This window comes from Mycolicibacterium sichuanense (assembly GCF_033741125.1).
In the GTDB taxonomy this organism is placed as follows: Bacteria; Actinomycetota; Actinomycetes; order Mycobacteriales; family Mycobacteriaceae; genus Mycobacterium.
Window position 1 is genome coordinate 178,725 of sequence record NZ_JAWQPU010000002.1, and the last position, 14,294, is coordinate 193,018.

Below are 14,294 nucleotides of genomic sequence, written 5' to 3' on the forward strand. Positions count from 1 at the left end.
TTCTCCCTGCCTGCTCACAGGTTGCCCGAACGTCGCGGTGCCTCACTGGCTGTGTGACGCGCGCGCTTGGGACGTTGGAGCGACCCGGCGACCATCTGGCGGACGCGATCACCGAGACGCTGGCACGACCCCACGCGCCGGTCGTCACCAGGGACCGCGTGCTGCTGGGCATCCTGCTGCTGGCCACCGCGGGGCTATACCTGTGGAATCTGACCGTCAACGGCATGGCCAACCAGTTCTACGCGGCCGCAGCCCAAGCCGGTTCCCGCGACTGGAAGGCGCTGCTGTTCGGGTCGCTGGACTCCAACGACTTCATCACCGTCGACAAGCCCCCACTGTCGCAGTGGGTGATGGGACTGTCTGGCCAGCTGTTCGGCTTCAGCAGCGCGAGCATGCTCGTCCCGCAGGCGCTGATGGCCGTCGCGACCGTCGCGCTGACCTACGGGGCGGTGCGCCGGATCAGTGGACCCGGTGCGGGCCTGCTGGCCGGTGCCGTGCTGGCGTTGACGCCGGTCGCGGCACTGATGTTCCGGTTCAACGACCCCGACGCGGCGATGGTGCTGCTGATGACGGCCGCCGCCTACTGCACCGTGCGGGCGCTGCCGCGCGGTTCGGCCGGCTGGCTGGCGGCCGCTGGGGTCGCTCTCGGGCTGGCGTTCCTGGCCAAGATGCTCGAAGGCGTCCTGGTGGCGCCCGCGCTGGCCGCGGCGTACCTGCTGGCCGCACCGGTGCGCGTGCGGCTGCGGTTGCTGCACCTGCTGGGGGCTGCGGTGGCGTCTTCGGTCGCTGCGGGGTGGTTCGTGGTGCTCACGCTGGTGTGGCCGGCGTCGTCGCGGCCCTATCTCGCCGGGTCGACGGACAACGAGTTCATGAACCTGGTCTTCGGCTACAACGGCGTGGCCAGACTGCTGGGCCGCGGGCACTCGGGAGTTCAGCTGCCGTCGAGCTTCGGCGGCCGGTCGCAGGGGTGGTCGCGCTTGCTGACGGGTGAGTTTGGCTTCGAGATCGGCTGGCTGGTGCCCGCGGCGCTGGTGGCGACGGCGTTGACGGTGGTGGCCCGCGCCACGGCGCCGCATACCGATCCGGTGCGTGCCGGGGCGGTCCTGTTCGGGGGCTGGTTCCTGGTGGGTGCCGTGACGCTGAGCTTCATGCACGGCACCACCCACCCGTACTACAGCCTGTCGATCGCACCCGCGGTGGCTGCGGTGTTCGCGATCGGTTTGCAGCAGTCTTGGGCGCGCCGCGACGCGGTGTGGTGCCGTATCGCGCTGGCCGCCATCCTGCTGACCGCCGGGCTGTGGGGATGGTGGCTGCTGCGCGGCAGTGCGATGTCCTGGCCTGCCCTGAGGTGGCCGATCCTGGCGGCGACGGTGGCGGGGTCGCTGGTCCTGCCGTGGGCCTGGGCGGTGCGCCGGCGGGTGGTCGGCGCCGTCGCGCTCGCCGTCGCGGTGGCGGGTGCGCTGACCGCCCCGGCGACCTATGCGGTGGCCACCGTCGGCACGGCGCATCAGGGCATCGTCCCGTCGGTCGGACCGTCGCGGACGGGGCACTTCGTCGCCAAGACCATCGGCAATCCGGAGCTCGACGCGCTCCTGGAGGCCACCGACACGCCGTGGTCGGCGGCGATCGACCGGTCCTCGTCGGCAGCCGGGCTCGAGTTGTCGACCGGCACCGCGGTGATGGCGATCGGTGGCTTCTCCGGGACGGATCCGGTGCCGACGCTGGCGCAGTTCCAGGACTACGTGGCCCGGCACCAGATCGGCTACTACCTGGCTCCCCGGGCCTCGTCGCGCGGCGCTCCCACCGAGGACGCCGACGAGCGGCACGCCGGCGCGCCTGGGCATGCGGACATCCTGCGGTGGGTGCGCGAGCACTTCCCGTCGGCGACCGTCGGCGGCGTCACCGCCTATGACCTGTCCGCGCCGCGACGGCTACCCGACGAGCCGCCGCAGCAGCGTTGACGCGGTGAAGACGCCAAGCGCCGCGGCCACCACCAGCACGCCGACGTCGAGCCAGGTGTTGCCAGGCGTTCCCAGCAGCAGTGCCCGCAGGGCGTTGACCTCGTAACTCAGCGGGTTGACCGCCGAGAGCCAGCGCAGCCACTGCGGCATGACGTCGACGGGGTACAGCGCATTGGACGCGAAGAACAGCGGCATGGTGATCGCCTGCCCGATGCCCATCAGCCGGTCCCTGTTGCGCACCAGGCCCGCGAGCGTCATCGACAGACAGGCGAAGAACGCCGACCCGAGCACGACGACCGCCATCGCTGCCAGGATGCGCAGCGGGTTGGCCGTCAGGTGGATGCCCATCAGGTAGGCGATCACCATGACGCCGACCACCTGGGCGACCGAGCGCACACCTGCCGCGAACGACTTGCCCGTGATGAGCGCCGACGGCGGAGCGGGCGTGACCATCAGCTTGGCCAGGATGCCTGCGTCGCGGTCCCACACGATCTGAATGCCGTAGAAGATCGAGATGAACAGCGCCGACTGGGCGATGATCCCGGGCGCCAAGAACGCCAGATAGGGCACGTTGCCGGTGTCGATGACGTGCAGCCGGGAGAAGGTCTGGCCGAAGATCAGCAGCCACAGCGCGGGCTGCACCATCCGGGTGATCAACTCGCTGCGGTCGTGCGACAGCTTCTGCAGCTCGACGAGTGCGAACGCGCCCATCCGACGCAGCAACCCGCCGATGCGACGCGCGCCGCGCGGTGCGCGGATCAGCTCGACGGTGGGGCCGGTGGTGGAGGTGTGGTCAACTGGCACGGCGAGCCGTCCTTCTGCTGGAGCGGATTTCGTTGAGGCCGCGGCGCGCGGTGTCATCGGTGAGGTCCTCGCCGGCGTAGTGGCGGAACACGTCCTCCAGCGTCGGGTTCGGTTCGGCGTCGGTGCGGATCTCGGTCTTGAGGTCGGTCGGGGAGCCGACGGCGCGCAACACCCCGTGGTGCATGAGGGCGACGCGGTCACACAGGGCGTCGGCCTCCTCCATGTAGTGGGTGGTCAGCAGCACCGTCATGCCGTACTCGTTCTGCATGTCGGTCACCCGCGTCCAAACCCCGTCGCGCGCAATGGGATCCAGACCGACGGTCGGTTCGTCGAGGATCAGCAGCGAGGGCCGGTTGACCAGTGCCTGGGCGAGTTCCAGCCGCCGCACCATGCCACCGGAGTACGTGCCGGCGAGGTTGTCGGCGACGTCGAGCAGCTGCATGGCGGCCAAGGCCTCGTCGACCCGCTCGCGGCGCTGCCGGCGGGGGACGTCGTAGAGCCGCGCGAACAAGTCGACGTTCTGCCGGCCCGTCAACGCCGACTCGATCGAGAGTTGTTGCGGCACATAGCCGAGGTTGTGCCTGATGTCCATGGTGTCGCGCCTGGCGTCGAGGCCGAAGATCCGTACCTCGCCGTCCTGTACGGGCGTCAGGGTGGTCAGCACCCGCACGACGGTGGTCTTGCCCGCGCCGTTGGGGCCCAGCAGGCCCATCGTCTCACCGGCGCGTACCTCGAAGGTGACGTCGTCGACGGCGGTGAAGTCGCCGTAGCGGTGGGTCAGGTGGCGGCAGTCGATGGCGGGTGCCGCGGGAGGTGGTGGAGTCATGGCTGCTCCTCGTGCAGTAGGCGGGTCAGATCGGCGAGCACGGCGAGGCCGTTGCTCAGCGCGTCGCGTTGGTCGGGGTCCAGGCGGGCCAGCGCGGCGCGCAGAGCGGCCCGCCGCACCGCCCTGGATTCGTCGGCCAGGCGTTGGGCGGACTCGGTGAGCCGCAACCGGCCGACGCGCCGATCGCCGGGGTCGACGGAGCGCACCAGCAGACCGTCGCCGGAGAGTCGCGACACCAGTGTGGAGGCGGTGTTGGGGGCCAGCCCCAGCTCGGCGGCCGCCTCGCGGACGGAGATGCCGGGTTGACGGCCCACCAGCCGGAGCAGTTCGGCCTGGGATTCGGGCAGGCCGGTGCCGATGCGGGGGCCGCCGCCCGACCGGCGCGCCTGGCGACGGAAGCGGCCGACGGTCGTCAGCAACTCCGAGGCGAGATCGGTCGCGGTGTCCACGCGACCACATTACCTCTGTCGCAGAGGTAACTAAATGGGCTCGCGTGGGACCGCGCCGTTTGCACCGCTGGCCGGTCGGGCACCATGGGCGGATGAGCACTAGCGATTTCGACGACTTCCCGCTCTCGCAGTCCGAGGAGCTGGACTCCGACCAGGTCCGCAACGACGACGGCGACGACGTCGCCGATCCGCCGGAGCAGTGGATCCCGGCCAGGGACGACGAGAACCTCGACGAGCGGCTCGCCGAGGAGGAGCCCGACGTCACCGACGACGGCGAGGACGTCCCCACGGAGGCGCACGACTCCGACCAGGGTGGTGGCCTCCAGTTGGAGAGCGACGCCGAGCTCGACGAGATCGACCCCGAGGAGCACGGTCGCACCCGTGGTCAGATCGACGGCACCCCAGAGGACGGAGAGTCGTTCTTCGACATCGTCGAGTAGCGCCGCCTACTCGGAGACGGCCTGCAGCACCATGACCGAGCGCGCCTCGACGGTGAGCGTGGCAGCCGCGGGCACCGGGCGCGAGCCCTCCATGACGGCACCCTCGACGGTGTAGATGACCGGCTGCCACGCCAGGCCGAATTCGCTTGGCGGCAGCGTGAAGTCGATGGGTTCGTGGTGGGCGTTGAAGCACATCACGAACGAGTCGTCGGTGACCCGCTGCCCACGCGGGTCGAGGTCGGGGATGCCGTGGCCGTTGAGGAAGACCGCGATGGACTTGCCGAAGCCCGAACCCCAGTCCTCGTCGTTCATCTCCGAGCCGTCGGGCCGGAACCAGGAGATGTCCGGTAGCCGCTTGGACCCGCGGATGCGCACGGGGATGCCGTCGAAGAACCGCCTCCGCCGGAACACCGGGTGCGCGGCCCGCAGCGCCGACACCGAGCGGGTGAACTCGATCAGCGCGGAATCCGCACTGGCCCAGTCGATCCAGGTGATCTCGTTGTCCTGGCAGTAACCGTTGTTGTTGCCGCCCTGGGTGCGGCCCAGCTCGTCACCGTGAGAGATCATCGGCACGCCCTGGCTCAGGATGTTCGTGGTGATGAAGTTGCGCACCTGCTGGGCGCGCAGTGCCAGGATCTCCGGGTCGTCGGTCGGACCCTCCACCCCGCAGTTCCAGGACTGGTTGTTGGATTCGCCGTCGTTGTTGTCCTCGCCGTTGGCCTCGTTGTGCTTCTCGTTGTAGGACACCAGGTCCCGCAGCGTGAACCCGTCATGAGCGGTGACGAAGTTGATCGAGGCCACCGGCCGGCGCGCGGTGTGCTCGTAGAGGTCGGCGGAGCCGGTCAGTCGAGAGGCGAACTCGCCCAACGTCGCATCCTCACCACGCCAGAAGTCGCGCACGGTGTCGCGGTACTTGCCGTTCCACTCGGTCCACTGCGGCGGGAAGTTGCCGACCTGGTAGCCGCCCGGCCCGACGTCCCATGGCTCGGCGATCAGCTTGACCTGGCTGACCGTCGGATCCTGTTGCACCAGTTCGAAGAACGTCGACAACCGGTCCACGTCGTAGAACTCGCGCGCCAGCGTCGAGGCCAGGTCGAAGCGGAAACCGTCGACGTGCATCTCGGTGACCCAGTACCGCAGCGAGTCCATGATCAGCTGCAGGGCGTGCGGACTGCCGGCATTCAGGCTGTTGCCGGTGCCGGTGTAGTCCATGTAGTACCGCTTGTCGTCCTCGACGAGTCGGTAGTAGGCGGCGTTGTCGATGCCCCGCATGGACAGCGTCGGGCCCATGTGGTTGCCCTCGGCGGTGTGGTTGTAGACCACGTCGAGGATCACCTCGATGTCGGCCTCGTGCAGTGCCCGCACCATCGCCTTGAACTCCTGCACCTGGCCACCCGGGGTGGGGCTGGCGCCGTACTTGGAGTCGGGGGCGAAGAACCCGATGGTGTTGTAGCCCCAGTAGTTCGACAGACCCTTCTCGATCAGGGTGGAGTCGTTGGCGAAGTGGTGCACCGGCATCAACTCGATGGCCGTGACGCCGAGGTTCTTCAGGTGCTCGATGATCGCCGGGTGCGCGATCGCGGCGTAGGTGCCGCGGCTGCGCTCGGGGATGTCGGGGTGGGTCTGGGTCAGGCCCTTGACGTGGGCCTCGTAGATCACCGAGTCGGCGTACTCGTGCTGCGGCGGACGGTCGGTACCCCAGTCGAAGAACGGGTTGATCACCACCGACTTGGGCATGCTCGCCGCGGAGTCGTCGTCGTTGCGGCTGTCGGGGTCACCGAAGTCATAACCGAACAGCGACTGATCCCACTGGAAGATCCCGTCGATGGCCTTGGCGTACGGATCCAGCAGCAACTTGTTCGGGTTGCACCGCTGTCCAGCCGCGGGGTCGAACGGGCCGTGCACCCGGTAGCCATAGCGCTGGCCCGGCTCGACGTCGGGGACGAAGCCGTGCCAGACGAAGCCGTCGACCTCCGGCAGCCGCAGCCTGGTCTCGGTGCCGTCGGCGTCGAACAGACACAGCTCCACGTAGTCGGCCACTTCGCTGAAGACGGCGAAGTTGGTACCGGAACCGTCGTAGCTCGCCCCGAGCGGGTACGCCTTGCCGGGCCACATCTCGTGCTCGACGACCTCCCTGACGGGCGCTACGGGCTGCGCGGCCGGGATGACGGCCGCGGATGCGGTGTCCTTGGAACTGGCGGGGGTCAAGTCGAGTCCTTCTGGTGAAGCAGTGGGTCGGGCGTGGTGGAGCGGACACAGTGACGATACGGCGCGGGCCGGTGTGCAGGCATGGCGGGCGAGACCGGCCAGGACGGGGTATGGGGCCGCGCGACACTACCTCTGATCTGCCCAATCGCTGGACCTCGTCAGACGTCCGGATGGCCGGGGTGTGGCTACCGTCACCTGGCGGAGGCTAGGTGACCTCGACGCCGGCGGCCCGCATCTGCGCGATGGACCGTGCCGTGCTGTCGGGTGCCACGCCGGCCGTCAGGTCCAGAAGGACGCGGGTGTCGAACCCCGCCGACTTCGCGTCGATCGCCGTCGCGAGCACGCAGTAGTCGGTGGCCAGGCCGACGACGTCCACGCTGGTGATGTTGCGCTGCCGCAGCCAGTCGGCCAGCAGCGTGCCCGCCTCGTCGCGGCCCTCGAATCCGCTGTAGGCGGCCGAGTACTGCCCCTTGACGAACACGGCGTCGATGGCGGACGCGTCGAACGTCGGGGGGAACTCCTCGCCGTAGGTGCCGACGACGCAGTGCGGCGGCCAGGACTCCACGTAGTCCGGGTGTTCGGAGAAATGGCCGCCCGGGTCGACGTGGTAGTCCATCGTGGCGGCGACCGCGGGGTACTCGTGCCGACCCAGCAGCTCGGAGATGGCCGTCGCAACGGCCGTGCCACCGGCGACCGCCAGCGAGCCGCCCTCGCAGAAGTCGTTCTGGACGTCGACGACGATCAGTGCGGTGGCATCTCGGGTGACCATGGCAGTCAGTATCCCGGTTCAGCCGCCGAACAGCAGGTACAGCCCGGTGAAGGTGTAGCCGACCATCACCAGCATCATGGCCAGCTGGCCGGTCACCTGGTGGCCCCTGGGCAGCACCCGCAGGGCGCGGTCGTGGGCGGCGAACACCGCGGCGATGTGCCCGCCCACCACGAAGCACACCTTGAGCGTCGCGAGCACCGTGGGGTGGGTGGACAGCAGGTAGGAGGGCTGCACGTCGCCCAGCCAGCCGGTGGCGAACGGGTCGGCAAGGCGCAGCACGGTCTGCTGTCCGCGTTCGACGAGGTAGGTCAGGTAGTGCGCGAAGACGTAGCCGATGACGATCGGGATCAGGGAATGCGCCATCAGGCCGGGCAGTTCGCGGCGCCCGGCGGCGTCGACCCCGCCGGTGGCGCGGGCCGCCAGCCAGAAGGTGCCCGCGACGATCGAGGCGAAGACGAGCAGAGCGGCGCTGCGCACCAGCACCGCGACCGCCGGGGTCGGGCCGGCGAGGTCGTCGACGAGGTTGCGCCACTGCGGCATCGCCGAGAAGCTGTCGAACGCCGTGGACCCCAGGAGCACGGCCAGCACCGCGACTGTGCCCGGCCGCACCGGCATCGACGGCAGGTGGTCGAAGGGGTTGCCGACCGCGATGCGCCCGTCGGCGTTGCGCCGCAGCGGCGACAGGCGTGAGGCCACCACCCCGTACACCTCGAACGGGTCGGCCCTGGCAGCCCAGCGGGTGCCGAACGCCAGCGTCCCCGCCAGCGTCACCGCCAGGTAGAGCAACAGCCAGATCTGGACGGCCCGCAGCGATCCCGGATCGGGGCTGGCCAGCTCCAGCCACACGAACGCGAACAGCCCGGCGGCCGCTGGCCAGTAACCCAGCCGCGGTGGGTAGTCCACGGGCGCGGACCGGCGCGACCATGGCAGCAGGCCGTACACCGTGCGCACCGGGGACAGCAGCCGCCACACCGGTCCGATCGCCAGCGACAAGGCGACCAGCCCCACCCACATCAGCACGTAGAACACCCCGGGCAGCGCGTTGTCGCCGTCCTGCGGGCCGTACACCGCGGCGACCGTCACCCAGACCGCGAAGAGGAGCCCGGCCAGCGCCACCGCCCACCGCGTCACCGCGGCGTCGGCCAGGGTGGTCACCCACTGCGGCAGCGGTCGACCCGGCTTGGTGGGGTCGAACCGCGGCTTGCGCCAGGCCAGCACCACCACCGCGAACGTGAACGTCAGCGCCCACGCCCCGCCGATCAGCGCATAGGTGTAGGGGATCGGCAGGTCGTTGGACCCGCCGAGGCCGTGGGCGAGGATCACTGAACGGCGATGGTCGCGATGGTCCGGTTCAGGTGGTGCAACTCGACGTCGACCTTGCCGGGCACGGTGACGGTGAACTGAAACTGCTGATCGGGCTTGGCCTCGACGGTGAACTCGTGCTCGGGGATCGAGTGCACGTGCAGCTCGTCGGCGGCGTCGCTGTTCACCCGGAACACGATGGGCTCACCCACCTTGGCCTGTAGTTGTTGGTTGGTGGGCGTCACCTGGCCACCCTTGATGGTGACGTCGACGGTCAGCCGCTGCGGCGGCGCCTGCTGGTCGGACATCGGGGGGACGCCCGTGCTGGCGGGAGCCCCGGCGGGGCTACTCGTCGGCTCACCCGACCCTCCGGAACCGCCGCAACCGGCGACGAGGAGTGTGGCGGCGATGGCCGCCAGTGTCTTCGAGGTCATGAACGTCACGGATATCCATCCTTGTCGGCGGCGGCTGAGTCCTCGCTGGAAGCCCGTTCGTCGTCGTCCTCGTCCTCGGCGTTGCGGCGGTCCTTCATCGCGATCCAGACCACCACGCCCACGACGATGAGGGCCGGCGCGAACGCGGGAATGGCCAGCAGCACCGAGTGATCGGCGAGGACCTCGACCCGTGGTGCGGCGAGGATCCCCGTCATGACTGAGCTGACGGCTCGAACTCGGCCTTGCTCTTCGTGGGTTCGGCCTTGTTCAGACGTCCCGCGCCCCACGACAGCCCGCCGATGAGGATGAGCGTGCAGCCCAGCACCACCAGGCAGCCGATGAGCCAGAGCACCTGCGGGGTGTCGGGGTTGCGCTCCCGCTGCAGGATGGTGATCTCGGGACCGAACGGCCGGGTCATCGACGTCAGGGCGGGCACCTCGGCGGCGCCGATCCCGGGGTCACCGTGCAGATAGATCGGCACGGCGGTCAGCATGCGGCCGTCGTGGATGCGCAGCAGCGTCTTCCATTGGCCCGACACCGGCATCGGCGTGGTGGAGCGATAGTGGCCCGGACCCACCCTCTCCAGATGATCGACGAAGATGCCGCGCTGGTTGGCCAGACCGCCCTGCCAGCCCAGGATCGACACCCAGTTCGGGTCGTCGCTCACCAGGGTGGGCGGGTTGATGCGGATGTCGGCGGTGACCATCCGCTGATCGCCGATGCTGGGGGCCTCGGTGAGGGCGAACGTCGCGGTCGCGTTCTGGGGCACCTCGTAACGCAGCCCGTTGGCGGTGGCGCCGCCGATGGCGACGACGGCCAGCGCCACCAGACCGGCGCTGATCGCGCGCCGCGGTAGCTGCTGATTGGTCAGCACCATCCCGATCATCGCGCCGCAGGCGCCGACGAGCACGGCGACGGGGATGGCCATCGCGAGCGCCTCCGGCCAGAGGCTGGCCGGCCATGCGTAGTGGTAGACGGCGTCGATCCACAGGGACTCGAGCCACAGTCCGACGGTCGCGATGCCGAGGCCGCCGACCATGCCGAACAGGATGGGGCGCTTGATCAGCGGCGTGAACGCCAGTAGTTCGATCACCAGCGCAGGCCCCAGGTAGAGGGCGAACCAGTTGATCGGCGCGCCGAGCAGGGGACCCACGATGACGGCGACCAGCGCGCGCAAGCCCAGCGCCAGCAGTGCGGCGATGATGGCGGCGCCGCGTCCCAGCATGATGCGGGCGGCCACCAGCGCCAGCGACGCAGCCGCAGCGATCAACATGGGCTCGAACACCTGCCGGAACTGCATGACGCCGAAGTCGAACTCGATCTGGAACACCGACATGCCGATGAGCAGGCCGCCGAACGCCAGGTACTGGATGAACTTGATGCCCGGGCCATCCTTGGGCGCATCCTCGCCGACGGCGCGCCTGCCCTCGTGCTCGAGGAACAGCGCGGTCAGTGTCGAGAACCCGGCACCGCCGATCATCATCAGGTGGGTCGGTCCCCAGAGCGTGACGTCCTGGCCGAAGATGCGGTGCCAGACGTCGTCGAGCGGGAAGCCGATCAGCGCGTACAGACCGCAGCCGGCCATCAGCACGCCGCCGACGGGCGCGTACCAGTTGCGGGTGATCCGGATCGCGGCCGGGCCGGGCTTCTCGTAGGGCAGCACGCAGGCCAGACAGCCGGCGACGAACAGCACGAAGAGGCCGAACAGGATGAAGTAGTGGGCCGGGTTGGCCAGCGGGCCGGGGTCGCGCCCCTTGCCGATGTGCAGGCTGACGTCCCAGATGAAGCCGAACAGCGCGGTGATGATGGTCGTGATGAACAGTGCGACCGGCAGCGCCACCCAGGCGGGCCGGTGGAACTTGCGGCCGGCCCACTCGCCCAGATCGTGCAACCACGTGATCTTGCGCATCCGGTGCTGGTAGCCGATCCACAGCAGCGCGAGGCCGACGACCAGGCCGACGGCAGACATGCCGATGACCTGGTCCAAAGCGGCCCCGCCGCCTTCGGTTCCCTGTGCGAGGTATTGCAAGGACTGCTCTGTCATCTGCCTACCGCTCTCATTCGACCGAGGGTCGGGCAACGTTCCTACCCGCCGGTAATGTTGCCAGACGATACCCAGGTGAAACCAGGGGTACCGGATATTCTTCGGGGCGACGCCAACTCACGTGCGTGCTCACCTTCGCGGCGGGCGAAGCACCTTCATCGCCAGGTTCATCACGGGTCGTGGGACGCGGTCGCGCATCGCCATCGCGCGGTCGGCGGCGCGGGTGCGCGCCGGGGTGCCGCGGCCGAACAATGCGTTGAGCGGACCACCGGACGGCTCGAGGTCGACGTGCATCGGGGGTGCGCCGTCGGCGGCGCCGAGGGCGTGCGAGATGACGATGCGCTGAATCTCGCTGGTGCCCTCGAAGATGGTGTAGAGCTTGGCGTCGCGGTACCACTTCTCCACCGGATGGTCGGTGATGTAGCCCCAGCCGCCCATGGTCTGGATCGCGCGCTCGGTGGTCTCGACGGCGGTCTCGCTGGCCATCAGCTTGGCCATCGACCCCTCGCCGCGTTCGAAGGGCACGCCGTTGGCCGCCATCCACGAGGCCCGCCACGTCAGCAGCCGGGCGGCGTCGATCTTGGTGGCGAGGTCGGCCAACGGGAAGGCGATGCCCTGGTTGTCGATGATCGGCGCACCGAACGCCTCCCGCCGGTTGGCGTACTCCGTCACGTACTCCAGTGCTGCCCTGGCGATCCCGAGGGCCTGGGCCGCCACCATCGGACGGGTCTGCTCGAAGGTCCCCAGCGTCGCCGAACCGGAGTGCTTGGCGCCGGCGACCACGTCACGCGCCTTGGCGAGCTTGTGTTCCAGCTTGTCCTGGCCGCCGAGCAGGTTGGCGCCGGGCACCCGCACGCCGTCGAACTTCAATTCGGCGGTATGCGACGCCCGGCAACCCAGCTTGTCCAGTTTGCGCACCAGCTGCAGGCCCGGCGTGCCACCGGGCACGATGAACAGCGCCTGCCCGCGGTGGCCCAGTTCCTGGTCGACGACGGCGTTGACGACGTGGACGTTGGCGATGCCGCCGTTGCCGATCCACATCTTGTGGCCGTCGATGATCCAGTCATCACCGTCGCGGCGCGCCACGGTCCGCAGATTGCGGACGTCGCTGCCGCCCTCGGGTTCGGAGATCGCCAGCGCCGCCAGCTTGAGGTCACCCGGCGTGCCGAAGCACTCCGGCGCCCATTGCAGCATCTGCTCGGGGGTCGCGGCCTGGCCGATCGCCGACAGCGCGAGCGCGGGCATCACGGTCGCCAGCCCGATGCCGGCGCAGCCCCAGAACAGCTCCTCCATGAACATCGGCAGCGAAAGGCCGGTGGGATCGCCGATCAGGTCGCGGTAGAACAGCGGGCTGTAGAACCCGCGCTGGGCCGCCTCCTCGAGGACCGGCCACGGAAACTCCTGGCGCGCGTCGTACTCCTGCGCGACGGGGCGCACGACCTCGGCGGCGAACTCGTGGGCCCGCCGGGCCAGGTCGTGCTGAGCGATGGTGGGGGTGACGTCGAAGCTCACGCGTGCTCACCCCGCAGCCGCCGGATCATTTCAGTACACATGTGTTCACTGATACCCACTGGCGCGGGATCGAACACGCTCGGTCGCCGACTCGCGAGCCCCTAACCTGGATCGGGTGGACCTCGCGGCACTCCGCCTCACGCAGCGCGACGGGGTGTCGTGCGGCCCCGCCGCCGCGGTGGTGGCCGGGGCGATCCTCGATTCCGGATACGGCGCGCATCTGCTCGGTGGTGACGGCCGGCGCTGGTTCGACGGACAGCAGGTGGTGGTGCATGCGGCCGCCAACCGGGTGTGGCCGCGGGCGCTGGGCACCACGCCGTGGGGGATGGCCGCGGTGATCGGCGGACACGCCGTCGGGCTCGGGGTGCGGTACGGGTGGCGGCTGCCGCGGCCCGGTGATCCGCTGGCCGACGTGGTGCGCGCCGTCGCGGCGGGATGGCCGGTCGCCATGCTGATCGGCAACGTCATTCCGCGGCACTGGGTGCTGATCGTCGGGATCGACGGCCCGATGCTGCGCTGCTACCAGCCGGCGTCGGGCGAGGTCATCGCCGTGCCGGCCGGGGCGATCCAGCGGACGGGCCTGGCGGTCCTGGGCTTCCCCCGGGCGTTCGCGTTCGTGCTTCCGCGGTACCGGGTGTGACGCCAAGAATCGAACATATGATCGAAGGATGGGTGGACTCCAGTCGATCGGCCATCACGGTCAGCCGATGCCGCAGGCGTTCCGGCGCGTCGATCCGCCCGTCGCGGTCCTGGTGGATCTGTCCGCGGTGTTTCCCAGGGAGCCGCACCGCTCGGGCGGCTATCACCCCGCCGGTCTGCAGATGCACGCGGTGGTCGAGGGGCGGTTGAGCTGCTGGGGCCTGTGCGAGCAGGGCTTCTGGTGGGGCCTGGTCACCTACGACATCGCCTACGGAGCCAACCACAAGTCGGTCACGCACTGGATTCCCTCGTGGACGCTGCGGCGTTCGTCCGAGCGTCGACCGTAGGGTTGGAACATGGCTCGCAAGCTCGCTACCGCCGACGAGGTCGACCGGTCCGCCCTGCTCGACTTCGTCCGGCCCAGGCACCAGATGGTGCTGGTGACGTATCGCAAGGACGGCTCTGTGCAGAGTTCACCGGTGACCGGCGGTGTCGACGACGCCGGCCGCATCGTCATCTCGAGCTACCCGCAGCGCGCGAAGTCGGCCAACCTTCGCCGCGATCCGCGGGCCAGCGTCACCGTCCTGTCCGACGAGTTCAACGGGCCGTACGTGCAGGTGGATGGCGACGCCGAGGTGATCGATCTGCCGGACGCGGTCGAGCCGCTGGTGGACTACTTCCGGGCCATCGCGGGTGAGCACCCGGACTGGGACGAATACCGCCAGGCCATGGTGGACCAGGGCAAGTGCCTCATCAGGATCACGCCGGTGCGGTGGGGGCCGGTGGCCACCGGCGGCTTTCCGCCGCGCTAGTCGCCCGCGCGGGCCCGGCGTCTGTGGTACTCAGGCTAGGTGGGCGAATCGTCCGCTCGGCCCGGGGTGCCGAGTCACCGCGTTGCGGCGGCTA

15 protein-coding genes are annotated in these 14,294 nt (G+C 69.6%); 5 read left to right on the top strand and 10 right to left on the bottom strand.

Annotated elements, in window-relative coordinates; all coding sequences use genetic code 11:
- Window positions 1–53: 53 nt before the first annotated feature.
- Window positions 54–1,961 carry an ArnT family glycosyltransferase gene (locus SBI80_RS07695; RefSeq protein WP_318973884.1) on the top strand — a complete coding sequence of 636 codons (1,908 nt, stop codon included), beginning with the start codon at window positions 54–56 and terminating at the stop codon, window positions 1,959–1,961.
- Here the strand turns inward: SBI80_RS07695 and SBI80_RS07700 are convergent.
- The 3 genes from SBI80_RS07700 to SBI80_RS07710 form a co-directional block, all read right to left on the bottom strand.
- Window positions 1,932–2,672, bottom strand: a complete 741-nt coding sequence (locus SBI80_RS07700) for an ABC transporter permease (RefSeq protein WP_318974366.1) — start codon at window positions 2,670–2,672, stop codon at window positions 1,932–1,934. The genes SBI80_RS07695 and SBI80_RS07700 overlap by 30 nt on opposite strands.
- An 82-nt stretch (window positions 2,673–2,754) precedes the next feature.
- Window positions 2,755–3,591, bottom strand: coding sequence for an ATP-binding cassette domain-containing protein (locus SBI80_RS07705; RefSeq protein WP_318973885.1), 837 nt, complete (start codon window positions 3,589–3,591; stop codon window positions 2,755–2,757).
- Complete coding sequence (locus tag SBI80_RS07710) at window positions 3,588–4,040, bottom strand: MarR family winged helix-turn-helix transcriptional regulator (RefSeq protein ID WP_318973886.1); 453 nt, start codon at window positions 4,038–4,040, stop codon at window positions 3,588–3,590. The genes SBI80_RS07705 and SBI80_RS07710 overlap by 4 nt, the downstream gene beginning before the upstream one ends.
- A 92-nt stretch (window positions 4,041–4,132) precedes the next feature.
- Between SBI80_RS07710 and SBI80_RS07715 the strand changes: the two genes are divergently transcribed.
- Window positions 4,133–4,480, top strand: a complete 348-nt coding sequence (locus tag SBI80_RS07715) for a hypothetical protein (RefSeq protein ID WP_318973887.1) — start codon at window positions 4,133–4,135, stop codon at window positions 4,478–4,480.
- Between the two features lie 6 nt (window positions 4,481–4,486).
- Here SBI80_RS07715 and glgX read toward each other — a convergent pair whose 3' ends face one another.
- The 7 genes from glgX to SBI80_RS07750 all read right to left on the bottom strand — a co-directional run bounded on the left by glgX (window position 4,487) and on the right by SBI80_RS07750 (window position 12,749).
- A complete protein-coding gene (gene glgX, locus SBI80_RS07720; RefSeq protein ID WP_318974367.1) occupies window positions 4,487–6,595 on the bottom strand; it encodes a glycogen debranching protein GlgX in 2,109 nt (702 codons plus the stop codon).
- Between the two features lie 298 nt (window positions 6,596–6,893).
- Window positions 6,894–7,457 carry a nicotinamidase gene (locus SBI80_RS07725; RefSeq protein ID WP_318973888.1) on the bottom strand — a complete coding sequence of 188 codons (564 nt, stop codon included), beginning with the start codon at window positions 7,455–7,457 and terminating at the stop codon, window positions 6,894–6,896.
- A gap of 18 nt (window positions 7,458–7,475) precedes the next feature.
- The gene (locus SBI80_RS07730) at window positions 7,476–8,780 is read right to left on the bottom strand and encodes a hypothetical protein (protein WP_318973889.1); all 1,305 of its coding nucleotides are present in this window, start codon (window positions 8,778–8,780) and stop codon (window positions 7,476–7,478) included.
- Entirely contained in the window at window positions 8,777–9,193 is a 417-nt protein-coding gene (locus tag SBI80_RS07735; RefSeq protein ID WP_318974368.1) for a cupredoxin domain-containing protein, read from the bottom strand. The genes SBI80_RS07730 and SBI80_RS07735 overlap by 4 nt, the downstream gene beginning before the upstream one ends.
- Window positions 9,194–9,198: 5 nt before the next feature.
- A complete protein-coding gene (locus SBI80_RS07740; protein WP_318973890.1) occupies window positions 9,199–9,408 on the bottom strand; it encodes a hypothetical protein in 210 nt (69 codons plus the stop codon).
- A complete protein-coding gene (locus tag SBI80_RS07745) occupies window positions 9,405–11,237 on the bottom strand; it encodes a hypothetical protein (protein ID WP_318973891.1) in 1,833 nt (610 codons plus the stop codon). Before SBI80_RS07745 ends, SBI80_RS07740 begins: the two co-directional genes overlap by 4 nt.
- 129 nt (window positions 11,238–11,366) lie before the next feature.
- The gene (locus SBI80_RS07750) at window positions 11,367–12,749 is read right to left on the bottom strand and encodes an acyl-CoA dehydrogenase family protein (protein WP_318973892.1); all 1,383 of its coding nucleotides are present in this window, start codon (window positions 12,747–12,749) and stop codon (window positions 11,367–11,369) included.
- 115 nt (window positions 12,750–12,864) lie between these two features.
- Between SBI80_RS07750 and SBI80_RS07755 the strand changes: the two genes are divergently transcribed.
- From SBI80_RS07755 to SBI80_RS07765, 3 genes are read left to right on the top strand one after another with little or no spacing between them, the layout of a single operon-like run.
- Complete coding sequence (locus SBI80_RS07755) at window positions 12,865–13,389, top strand: hypothetical protein (RefSeq protein ID WP_318973893.1); 525 nt, start codon at window positions 12,865–12,867, stop codon at window positions 13,387–13,389.
- A gap of 28 nt (window positions 13,390–13,417) precedes the next feature.
- Entirely contained in the window at window positions 13,418–13,735 is a 318-nt protein-coding gene (locus SBI80_RS07760) for a hypothetical protein (RefSeq protein WP_318973894.1), read from the top strand.
- 9 nt (window positions 13,736–13,744) lie between these two features.
- Window positions 13,745–14,200 carry a PPOX class F420-dependent oxidoreductase gene (locus tag SBI80_RS07765; protein WP_318973895.1) on the top strand — a complete coding sequence of 152 codons (456 nt, stop codon included), beginning with the start codon at window positions 13,745–13,747 and terminating at the stop codon, window positions 14,198–14,200.
- The last annotated feature ends 94 nt before the right edge of the window (window positions 14,201–14,294 follow it).